General features: G+C 71.3%; 1 protein-coding gene. It reads right to left on the bottom strand.

The window, feature by feature from the left end; all coding sequences use genetic code 11:
- Positions 1-8 precede the first annotated feature (8 nt).
- The gene (locus tag ACFWAR_RS09945) at positions 9-10253 is read right to left on the bottom strand and encodes a type I polyketide synthase (protein ID WP_385775000.1); all 10245 of its coding nucleotides are present in this window, start codon (positions 10251-10253) and stop codon (positions 9-11) included.
- Between the last annotated feature and the right edge of the window lie 43 nt (positions 10254-10296).

The raw sequence follows: 10296 nt of genomic DNA, 5'->3' as shown, positions 1-10296 counted from the left end.
GATCGAGGTCAGGAGATGCCGAGCTCGTTGCTGATGAAGTCGAAGACGTCGTCGTCCGAGGCCGAGGCGAACTTCTCCGCCGCCGAGGTATCGGTGACGGCTTCGTCCGTCGCACCGCTGCACAGGTGGAGCAGTGCCTTCAACCGGAGCGAGATCTCGCCGCGGGCGGATTCTTCGGATTCCGGGACGAGCTCGGTCAGCTCGGAGGCGAGCCGATCGAGGTCCCCGAGCACGGTGTCGAAGCGCTTGGGGCCACCGCCGAGCTTGAGTTCGCTCAGCAGGTGGTCGGCAAGGGTTCGCGGGGTCGGATGGTCGAAGGCGATCGTGGCGGCCAGCCGCAGTCCCGTCACCCGGTTGAGGCGCTTGCGGAGTTCGACGGAGGCCAGGGAGTCGAAGCCGAGGTCCTTGAAGGCCCGATCGGCGGTGATGGCATCGGAGTTGGGATGGCTGAGTACATCGGCGACCTGCGTACGCACCAGGTTGAGGACCTTGCGGTCCTGCTCGGCGGACGTGAGACCGGCCAGTTCGGCGCGGAGCGCCCCGCTCGGACCCGCGTCGGTGACGGCGCCCTGGGCGTCCATCGCCTGCAGGGTGCCGCGGGCTTCGGGAATCCCGGCGATCAGCGGAGCCGGTCGGCCGGTCGCGAGCCTGGGAGCGAACCGCTTCCAGTCGACGTCCGCCACGACGAGGCAGGGCTCGTCCTGCTCCAGGGCCTCGCCCAGGAGGGTGACCGCGTCGTCCGGCGCCATCGGAAGGATGCCGCCGTGCTGGAGTCGCTCCTCGCCCACGCCTGCGGCCAGACCGCCGTCGGACCACGCGCCCCAGGCGATGGAGGTGCCGGGAAGTCCGAGCCCGCGACGCTGTTCCACCAACGCGTCCAAGAACGCGTTCGCCGCCGCGTAGTTGCCCTGACCCGCGCCCCCCACAGCCCCCGCCATCGACGAGAACATCACGAACAACGACAGATCCAGACCCCGCGTCAACTCATCCAGATACCGCGCGGCATCCGCCTTCGACCTCAAAACGAACGCCAAACGCTCCGGCGTCAACGACCCGATCACACCATCATCGAGAACACCCGCCGTATGCACCACACCGGTCAGGGGCGGCAGTTCACCGGTCGCCGACCGCTCACCCAACGAGGCGAGCAACCCGGCCACCTCACCATGATCACCCACATCACACGCAACCACCGAGACCCCGACACCCAAATCCGTCAGCTCCGCCCCCAGGACATCAGCCCCCGGCGCCAACGGCCCACGACGCGAAGCCAACACCACATGCTCCACCCCACGACCAGCAAGCCAACGCGCCACATGCCCGCCCAACGCACCCGTACCACCCGTCACCAAAACCGTGCCACGCCCCGACCAGCCAGCCGACGCCCCCGACACCCGCCCCGCACGCACCACACGCCGCACACGCACACCAGACGCCCGCACCGCAACCTGATCCTCACCCTCCACACCCGACAACACCCCACACAAACGCTCCACCACACGCCCATCCACCACCGACGGCAGATCAACGAGACCACCCCACAACTCCGGATGCTCCAACGCCACCACCCGACCCAGACCCCACACCTGCGCCTGCACCGGAGCCGAAACCACCTCACCCGCCCCCACAGCACCACGCGTCACACACCACAAACGACCCTCAACACCCACACCCACCAACGCCTGCACCAAAGCCAACGAACCCGCCAACCCACCACCGGACGACGACTCCCCCAACGCCAACAACGACAAGACGCCAGTGAGTTGGCCATCACAGGACCGCACGGCCTCGGAGAGCGCCCGGGTCATCTCCGCCCGGTCGACGCAGGCCGCGTCCACCCGCATCGTCGTCACCAGGGCGCCGCGCCGGGTCAGCTCCTCCGTCACGGGCGCCACCAGCTCGGCAGCCTCGTACCCGGTGGTGGGCACCACCAGCAGCCACTTCCCGGCGAGTCGCGACGGCAACTCCTTCGCCATCGGCTGCCAATCGACCCGGTACTGCCAGCCGTCCAGCCGGGACCGCTCGCGTCGCTGCTGTCGCCACGACGACAGCGCGGGCAACACGGCACTCAAGGGCTCCTCGGTGGACACGTCCAGCGCGGATGCCAACGCCTTCAGATCCCCGCCCTCGACCGCCTCCCAGAACGCGGCCTCCGCCGGATCGACGACCACCTCAGCAGCCGCCGGGGCATCGAGCCAGTACCGGCGCCGCTGGAACGCGTACGTCGGCAGCTCGACCCGCGCCGCACCCGTCCCCTCGAACACCCGCGCCCAGTCGACGTCCACGCCCTGGACCCACACCTCGGCCAGCGAGGCGTAGAACCGGTCCAAGCCACCGTCATTACGACGCAAGGTGCCCGCAACGATCGCGGACTCGGCCTGGTCCTGAATGCTCATCGTCAGGACGGGGTGCGCGCTGACCTCGACGAACGTGCCGTGACCCTGCGCGACCAGATCCTCGATCGCACCCTGGAAACGGACCGTCTGGCGCAGGTTCCGATACCAATACCCCGCATCGAGACCCGACGTGTCCAGCCAATCACCCTCGACCGTGGAGAAGAACGGCACCCGTGCGGTCATCGGCTGAACGGCCGCCAACACCTCGGCCAGCTCACCCTCGATCCGCTCCACGTGCGAAGTGTGCGACGCGTAGTCCACCGCCACGCGGCGGGCCCGAACACCCTCGGCTTCGCACTCGGCCTGGAGCTCGTCCAACGCCTCCGGGTCACCCGCGACGACGACCGAGGTCGGACCGTTCAGCGCCGCGACCTCCAACCGGCCAGCCCAACGCACCAGACGGGACTCCACCTCCGCCAGCGGCAACGCCACCGACATCATCCCGCCCAGACCCGCCAACGAACCGGCGATGGCCTGCGACCGCAGCGCCACCACCCGGGCGCCATCCACCAGCGACAGACCACCCGCGACGCAGGCCGCAGCGATCTCACCCTGCGAATGACCCACCACAGCAGACGGCTTCACACCGAAGGACTGCCACAACGCGGCGAGGGAAACCATCACGGCCCATGAGACCGGCTGGACCACATCCACCCGATCCAACGACGGCGCACCCTCACGCCCGCGCACCACATCCAGCAGATCCCAGTCCACGAACTCCGCCAACGCCCGACCACACTCGGCCATCCGCTCCGCGAACACCGGCGAGGAATCCAGCAGATCCACCGCCATACCGGCCCACTGCGAACCCTGACCCGGGAACACGAACACCACCCGGCCACCGGACCCCGAAACCACACCCTCCACCAGGCCCGTAGCGGGCAGTCCACGAGTCAACGCGCCTAGGTCAAAGGTGAGTTCGTCGATGGAACGGCCGATCACCACGGCACGGTTCTCGAACGCGTTCCGCCCGGATGCGAGCGACGAGCCCACGTCCACCGGCGACAGACCCGCACCACCGGCCTCGACGAGCGACACCAGCCGTCCGGCCTGATCCCGCACGGCCTCGGCGCCACGACCGGAGACCACCCACGGCACCGCCACCGGCGCCACGGACTCCTGCGCCACCGGCTCGGCCACCTCGACCTCGGGGGCCTGCTCAAGAATCACGTGGGCGTTCGTACCGCTCACACCGAACGACGACACACCCGCACGACGGACCTGGTCAACAGCACCCGGCACCCACTCACGGGATTCCGTCAGCAGCTCGACCGCGCCCGCCGACCAATCCACCTTCGACGACCGCTCACCCGCATGCAGGGTCTGCGGCAGCACCCCGTTGCGCATGGCCTGCACCATCTTGATCACACCGGCCACACCCGCGGCGGCCTGCGTGTGACCGATGTTCGACTTCAACGAACCCAGGTACAGCGGCCGCTGCGCCGGACGGTCCTGGCCGTACGTCGCCAGCAGCGCCTGCGCCTCGATCGGGTCGCCCAGCGTCGTACCCGTACCGTGCGCCTCCACCACGTCGACATCGGCCGCAGACACACCCGCACTCGCCAACGCGGCCCGGATCACCCGCTGCTGCGACGGACCGTTCGGCGCCGTCAGACCGTTGCTCGCACCGTCCTGGTTCACCGCGGAACCACGGACGACCGCCAACACGGGGTGACCGTTGCGCCGGGCGTCCGACAGCCGCTCCAGCAGGAGCATGCCCGCGCCCTCGGCCCACGCGGCACCGTCGGCCGCGTCCGAGAAGGACTTGCAGCGGCCGTCCGTGGCCAGTCCGCGCTGCCGGCTGAACTCCACGAAGACCGACGGCGTGGACATCACGGTCACGCCGCCCGCCAGGGCGAGCGTGCACTCACCGTTGCGCAGGGACTGCACCGCCAGGTGCATCGCCACCAGCGACGACGAGCACGCCGTGTCCACCGTCACCGCGGGACCCTCGAGGCCCAGCGTGTACGCGACACGGCCGGAGGCGACGCTGCCCGCGCTGCCCGCGCCGAGGGTGCCCTCGAACCCTTCGGGGGCGACCCGGATCCGCGAGCCGTAGTCGTTGTACATCACACCGGCGAAGACACCGGCCCGGCTGCCCCGCACGGAGCCCGGGGCGATCCCCGCCCGCTCGAAGGCCTCCCACGAGGTCTCCAGGAGCAGCCGCTGCTGCGGGTCCATGGCGAGGGCCTCGCGCGGCGAGATCCCGAAGAACTCCGGGTCGAACTCCGCCGCGGAGTGCAGGAAGCCGCCCTCACGGACGTAGCTCGTCCCCTGGTGGTCCGGGTCGGGGTCGTAGAGGTTCTCCAGGTCCCAGCCGCGGTCCATCGGGAACGGCGTGATCGCGTCCGTACGCGCCATGACCAGGTCCCACAGCTCGTCGGGCGTCGCGACGTCACCGGGGAACCGGCAGCTCATCGCGACGACGGCGATCGGGTCGTCGTCCGCCGCTACCCCCGAGGAGGTAACAGCGGTGACGTATGCGTGAGTTGACGTTGCGTCGGTCATCTCCGCCAGTTCGCCGAGCAGATGGCGCACCAGCACGGCCGACGTGGGGTGGTCGAAGACCAGCGTGGCCGGGAGTCGCAGCCCGGTCGCCGCGTTCAGCCGGTTGCGGAGTTCGACGGCCATCAGCGAGTCGAATCCGAGCTCCTTGAACGGGCGGTCCTGCGCCACCGCGTCCGACGGACCGCGTCCCAGCACGGTCGAGACGTGCCCGTCCACGAGTTCCGCGAGCACGCGCAACCGCTCGTCCTCCGGGAGCCCCGACAGGCGCTGGGCCAGACCGGTGGCGGCCTCGCCGGCCTCCGCGGCCCGGCGTCGGCGCACCGGCCCCCGGGCCAGATCGCGCAGCACCGGAGGCACGGGAGCGTCCGAAGCGCGCAGCGCGGCCACGTCGAAGCGCACGGGCAGGAGCAGCGGCTCGTCGGTCGCCACGGCGGCGTCGAAGAGCGCGAGTCCGTCCTCCGAGGACAGGGCGACCAGGCCGGAACGTGCGATGCGGGCGAGGTCCGTCTCGGCGAGCCGACCCGTCATCGCGCTGCGCTGTCCCCAGAAGCCCCACGCCAGCGACGTGGCCGCCAGCCCTTCGGCTTGCCGTACGGCGGCCAGCGCGTCCACGTAGGCATTGGCGGCGGCGTAGTTGGCCTGTCCAGCGGTTCCCAGCACACCGGACGCCGAGGAGAACAGGACGAACGCGGACAGCCCCATGTCGCGCGTCAGCTCGTGCAGGTTCCACGCCGCGTCGGCCTTCGGCTCCAGTACGCGGTCGAGCCGCTCGGGAGTCAGCGCGGGGACCAGTCCGTCGTCGAGCACACCCGCCGCGTGCACGACGGCGGTCAGCGGATGCGCGGACGGGATCCGGTCCAGCAGGTCGGCCAGGGCGACACGGTCCGCCACGTCGCACGCGGCCACGGAGACGTCCGCCCCCAGCCCGGACAGTTCGGCCACCAGGTTCGCCGCGCCCGGCGCGGCGTCGCCGCGGCGGCTGACGAGCAGCAGGTGCCGGACACCGTGTTCCGCGACGAGGTGCCGGGCGACCAGACCGCCGAGGGTTCCGGTGGCACCGGTGAGCAGGACCGTTCCGTCCGCCGCGCCCCATCGCGGGGCTTCGTCTTCGGAGGCTTCCCGCGCGGGCAGGGAGGCCGGTACGAGACGGGGCGCGTACCCCGCCCCGCGGCGCACGGCGACCTGCGGCTCGTCAGCGGCGAGCACCCGCTCCAGGACGTCGCCGAAGAGCTCCTCCCCGTCCGTGTCCACGTCCGCGTCCACGAGCACGAACCGGCCCGGGTTCTCCGTCTGCGCCACGCGCAGCAGACCCCACACGGCAGCCGCCGCAGGGTCGGGTGCGATGTCGTCGGGCCCGGTGGTGACCGCGCCGCGCATGACCAGGACCAGCCGGGAGGCCGCGAACCGCTCGTCCGCGAGCCACGCCTGCGTCAGCGCGAGCGCCTGGTGCAGGGCGGCGCGGGCCGAGCCGGTCGGAGCGTCGGGTTCGGTGGTGGGGGCTCCGAGGCGGGCCACGACGGTGTCGGGCACGGCAGTGCCCGCTCCCACCGCCTCGGCCAGCAGGGCGAAGTCGCCGTACGCCGCGCGCGTCCCGGCCGCGGCGTCACCGATGAAGACCCATCCCGCGCGGCTCCCGGCTCCGGCCGGAACCCCTTGCTGCGCCGGGGTCCACTGGACTCGGTACAGCGCGTCGCGCTGCGCGCTCTGCGCGGCGGCGAGCTGCTGGGGGTCGACGGACCGGGTGAGCAGCGAATCGACCGATGCCACCGGGTGACCGGCGCCGTCGGCCACCGCCACGGTCACGGCGCCCGTGTCCGCCCCGGCGCCCGCAGGTGCCAGACGGACGCGGAGGGCGGACGCCCCGGCCGCGTACAGCGAGACGCCGCGCCACTCGAACGGCAGCCGTGCCAGGCCGTCGGGGAAGAATCCGCCCAGTCGCAGACCGTGCAACGCCGCGTCCAGCAGGGCCGGATGCAGCCGGAACCGACCGGCGTCCCCTTGTGCCTCCTCCGGGAGCGCGACTTCGGCGAACACCTCGGCCCCGCGTCGCCACGCCGCCCGTACGCCCTGGAACACCGGGCCGTATCCGTGCCCGGCCTCGGCCAGGTCGTCGTACAGCGTCGTCGTGTCCACCGGCACGGCACCGGCCGGGGGCCAGGTCGCCAGGTCCACGGAGGGCTGCGAACCGCCCGCCGCGAGGACACCGGTGGCGTGGCAGGTCCACGTCTCCTCGAAGGACGCCGCATCGCCGCGCGAGTACACGCTCACCGCACGGCGACCGGTCCCGTCCGGCTCCGCCACGGTCACCCGCAGGTGGAGGCCACCGCTCTCCGGGAGGGTGAGCGGGGCTTCGAGCGTCAGCTCCTCCACGACCCCGCAACCGACCTCGTCGCCCGCCCGGACGGCGAGCTCCAGGAAGCCCGTCCCCGGCAGCAGCACGGTGGAACCGACCGCGTGATCGGCCAACCACGGATGCGTGCGCAGCGAGAGCCGACCGGTGAAGACGGCTCCCTCGGCGTGGGGAAGGTCCATCGCCGCTCCGAGCATGGGGTGCTCGGTCGACAGCAGGCCGACCGATCCCATGTCACCACGGGCTCCGGCCGGGGCGTCGAGCCAGTACCGGCGCCGCTGGAACGCGTACGTCGGCAGCTCGACCCGCGCCGCACCCGATCCCTCGAACACCCGCGACCAGTCCACCTCGACACCCTGGACCCACACCTCGGCCAGCGAGGCGTAGAACCGGTCCAGGCCACCGTCATTACGACGCAGCGTGCCCGCCACGACAGCGGACTCGGCCTGATCCTGCACGCTCATCGTCAGCACCGGGTGCGCGCTGACCTCGACGAACGCCTCGAAGCCCTGCTCCCCCAACGCCTCCACCGCGCCCTGGAAACGGACCGTCTGGCGCAGGTTCCGATACCAATACCCGGCATCGAGACCCGACGTGTCCAGCCAATCGCCCTCGACCGTGGAGAAGAACGGCACCCGTGCGGTCATCGGCTGAACGGCCGCCAACACCTCGGCCAGCTCACCCTCGATCCGCTCCACGTGCGAGGTGTGCGACGCGTAGTCCACCGCCACGCGGCGCGCCCGAACACCCTCGGCTTCGCACTCGGCCTGGAGTTCGTCCAACGCCTCCGGGTCACCGGCCACCACGACCGAGGTCGGACCGTTCAGCGCCGCAACCTCCAGCCGGTCCGCCCAACGCACCAGACGGGACTCCACCTCCGCCAGCGGCAACGCCACCGACATCATCCCGCCCAGACCCGCCAACGAACCGGCGATCGCCTGCGACCGCAGCGCCACCACCCGAGCACCATCCACCAGCGACAGACCACCCGCGACACACGCCGCGGCGATCTCACCCTGCGAATGACCCACCACAGCAGACGGCTTCACACCGAAGGACTGCCACAGCGCGGCGAGGGACACCATCACGGCCCATGAGACCGGCTGGACCACATCCACCCGCTCCAACGACGGCGCACCCTCACGCCCGCGCACCACATCCAGCAGATCCCAGTCCACGAACTCCGCCAACGCACGGCCGCACTCAGCCATCCGCTCCGCGAACACCGGCGAGGAATCCAGCAGATCCACCGCCATCCCCACCCACTGCGAGCCCTGCCCCGGGAACACGAACACCACCCGGTCACGACCCGCAGCGACGGAGCCCTCGACCAGGCCGGAGCTCGGCATGCCACCGGCCAGCGCGCCCAGGCCCTCGATCAGGCCCTCGCGGCCGGGGGCCACCACGACAGCGCGGTCCTCCAACGCGGCCCGGCCCGATATCAGCGTCCGGCCCACATCGACCGGCGACAGTCCGTCGTCGCCCTCGACGTGCGACAGCAGACGCGCCGCCTGCCCCCGCAGCGCGTCGACACCGCGCCCGGAAACCACCCACGGCACCGCCACCGGCGCCACCGGCTCGGCACCGTCGACGTCAGGGGCGACGTCCGGCGCCTGCTCGAGGATGACGTGGGCGTTCGTACCGCTCACGCCGAACGACGACACGCCCGCACGACGCGGACGCTCCTCGTCCCGCGACCACTCGCGCGCCTGCGTCAGCAGCTCGACCGCACCTGCGGACCAGTCCACCTTCGACGACGGCTCGCCCACGTGCAGGGTCTGCGGCAGCACCCCGTTCTGCATCGCCTGCACCATCTTGATCACACCGCCCACACCCGCGGCGGCCTGCGAGTGCCCGATGTTCGACTTCAACGAACCCAAGTACAGCGGCCGTTCGGCCGGACGGTCCTGGCCGTACGTCGCCAGCAGGGCCTGCGCCTCGATCGGGTCGCCCAGCGTCGTACCGGTGCCGTGCGCCTCCACCGCGTCCACGTCCGCCGCGGACACGCCCGCGTTCGCCAGGGCCGCGCGGATGACACGCTGCTGCGAGGGACCGTTCGGTGCGGTCAGGCCGTTGCTCGCACCGTCCTGGTTCACCGCGGAGCCGCGAATGACGGCCAGTACGGGGTGACCGTTGCGCCGGGCGTCCGACAGCCGCTCCAGCAGCAGCATGCCGACGCCTTCGCCCCAACCGGTGCCGTCCGCACCGTCGGAGAAGGACTTGCAGCGGCCGTCGACGGCCAGTCCGCGCTGGCGGCTGAACTCCACGAACACCGACGGCGTGGACAGCACCGTCACGCCACCCGCGAGGGCGAGCGTGCACTCACCGCTCCGCAGGGCCTGCACCGCCAGGTGCAGCGCGACCAGCGACGACGAGCACGCCGTGTCCACCGTCACGGCGGGGCCTTCGAGGCCCAATGTGTACGCGACCCGGCCCGAAGCGATGCTGCCGGCACTGCCGTTGATGAGGTAGCCCTCGAACTCGTCGGCGGTGCCGCCGTAGATGCGTGCCGCGCCGTAGTCGTCGTACATCACCCCCGCGAACACGCCCGCGCGGCTTCCGCGTACGGAAACGGGGTCGATCCCGGCCCGTTCGAGGACCTCCCAGGAGGTTTCGAGCAGCAGTCGCTGCTGCGGGTCGATGGTCATGGCTTCGCGGGGGCTGATGCCGAAGAACGCCGGGTCGAACTGGTCCGCGTCGCGGAGGAAGCCGCCCTCTCGGGTGTAGGACGTGCCCTTGTGCTCGGGGTCCGGGTCGTACAGGCCGTCGAGGTCCCAGCCGCGGTTGTCCGGGAATCCGGTCACGGCGTCGCCACCGGCGGCCACGAGGTCCCAGAGGTCGCCGGGCGACTCCACGCCACCCGGGTAGCGGCAGCTCATCGCGGTGATCGCGATGGGTTCGGTGCTCTCCTCCTCCAGCTGTTGCAGTCGCTGCCGGGCCTGGTGCAGATCCCCTGTGACGCGCTTCAGATAGGTCCGAAGCTTTTCCTCGTTCGACATCCCCGTCGTCCCTCTCAGTGTTTCAAGTTTTGATGCCGCGCCG

The organism is Streptomyces sp. NPDC059917, from assembly GCF_042730635.1.
In the GTDB taxonomy this organism is placed as follows: Bacteria; Actinomycetota; Actinomycetes; order Streptomycetales; family Streptomycetaceae; genus Streptomyces.
This window is presented reverse-complemented; position numbering and strand designations above follow the sequence as displayed.

Excerpts from the sequence above, each read along its gene's own strand:
- ACFWAR_RS09945 (WP_385775000.1), bottom strand. The coding sequence starts at position 10,253 with ATGTCGAACGAGGAAAAGCTTCGGACCTATCTGAAGCGCGTCACAGGG.